Below are 1,077 nucleotides of genomic sequence, written 5' to 3'. Positions count from 1 at the left end.
CCCGGCTGCTAAGTAAGCCTGCCCCACAGCGCTGGTTGAACGCACGCGGCGCCTTGGGCGCCGCTTCTTTTTTGGGGGTCACTCGGTAGCGGAGGGCCACCGCGTCCAGCAATACGGGTACTCGCCTACCTTTGTAGCGAGTCCCGAACGAACCGGGTTCTGCATCAGGTTGTCGGCCTGGGCGAGCAGGGATTCGTCGGAGCGCACGCAATGATCGTAGAACCCGCGTTGCCACAAGGCCCCTTCGCCGCCTCGGTGCAGATTCACTGCGCGCGAGGAGCGGGATTTGAACGCCTGCATGCACCGGCTGATGTTGCCGTTGCCCAGTTGCATCAGCCAATGGACATGGTCAGGCATGACCACCCAGGCGAGCGTGCGCGAACGCTTTTCACGGTCTGAGCAACGCAGGGCTTCGATGACGCATTCCACCGTGGCGTCATCAATGAAGATGCGTTGGCGGTCGGCCACGGTAGTGGTGAGCATGTAGGAGGCGCCTTGGATGGAGCGGCGGCCGATGAGGAGACGTGAGCTGGACATGCCCACAGGGTGGTATTTACCCGTAGCGGGCAGTATCCGGCAATTGCGTATGGGGGTGCAGGAACCGCGTGCAACGTGATGTCGGGAAAACGGCCGATGCGGAAAAGAAAAAACCCCGCTGCGTGAGCAGCGGGGTTTTGGGGTGTAAACCCTGGCGATGACCTACTCTCGCATGGCTTGAGCCACACTACCATCGGCGCAGCTGCGTTTCACTTCCGAGTTCGGGATGGGATCGGGTGGTTCCACAGCGCTAATTTCACCAGAGAGACGGTTGGAGCAGCGCGGTGCGCCAGCTCAGCATTCTTGTCTCCCGTGTCACACGACCGACGGTCGTGTGCTACCGGTGCAGACTCCCGAAAAGCGGGGGCTTGCAAAAAAAGGAAAACCCCACTGCATCTGCAGCGGGGTTTTCGGGGTGTAAACCCTGGCGATGACCTACTCTCGCATGGCTTGAGCCACACTACCATCGGCGCAGCTGCGTTTCACTTCCGAGTTCGGGATGGGATCGGGTGGTTCCACAGCGCTAATTTCACCAGGGAG

General features: G+C 60.8%; 1 protein-coding gene and 2 rRNA genes. All 3 read right to left on the bottom strand.

The window, feature by feature from the left end; all coding sequences use genetic code 11:
* Positions 1 to 78 precede the first annotated feature (78 nt).
* The gene (locus tag QMX79_RS20795) at positions 79 to 483 is read right to left on the bottom strand and encodes a transposase (protein ID WP_282248466.1); all 405 of its coding nucleotides are present in this window, start codon (positions 481 to 483) and stop codon (positions 79 to 81) included.
* 203 nt (positions 484 to 686) lie between these two features.
* Positions 687 to 801 (bottom strand): 5S ribosomal RNA (gene rrf / locus QMX79_RS20790).
* A 158-nt stretch (positions 802 to 959) separates the two neighbouring features.
* Positions 960 to 1,074: ribosomal RNA gene (gene rrf / locus QMX79_RS20785) — 5S ribosomal RNA — on the bottom strand.
* Between the last annotated feature and the right edge of the window lie 3 nt (positions 1,075 to 1,077).

Source organism: Stenotrophomonas sp. PS02300 (genome assembly GCF_029959395.1).
Classification (GTDB): domain Bacteria; phylum Pseudomonadota; class Gammaproteobacteria; order Xanthomonadales; family Xanthomonadaceae; genus Stenotrophomonas; species Stenotrophomonas maltophilia_AD.
The sequence above is the reverse complement of the archived record's forward strand: the minus strand, read 5'-3'. Positions and strand labels throughout refer to the sequence as shown.

Coding starts and splice junctions, on each gene's coding strand:
- QMX79_RS20795 (WP_282248466.1), bottom strand. CDS start 483: ATGCTCACCACTACCGTGGCCGACCGCCAACGCATCTTCATTGATGAC.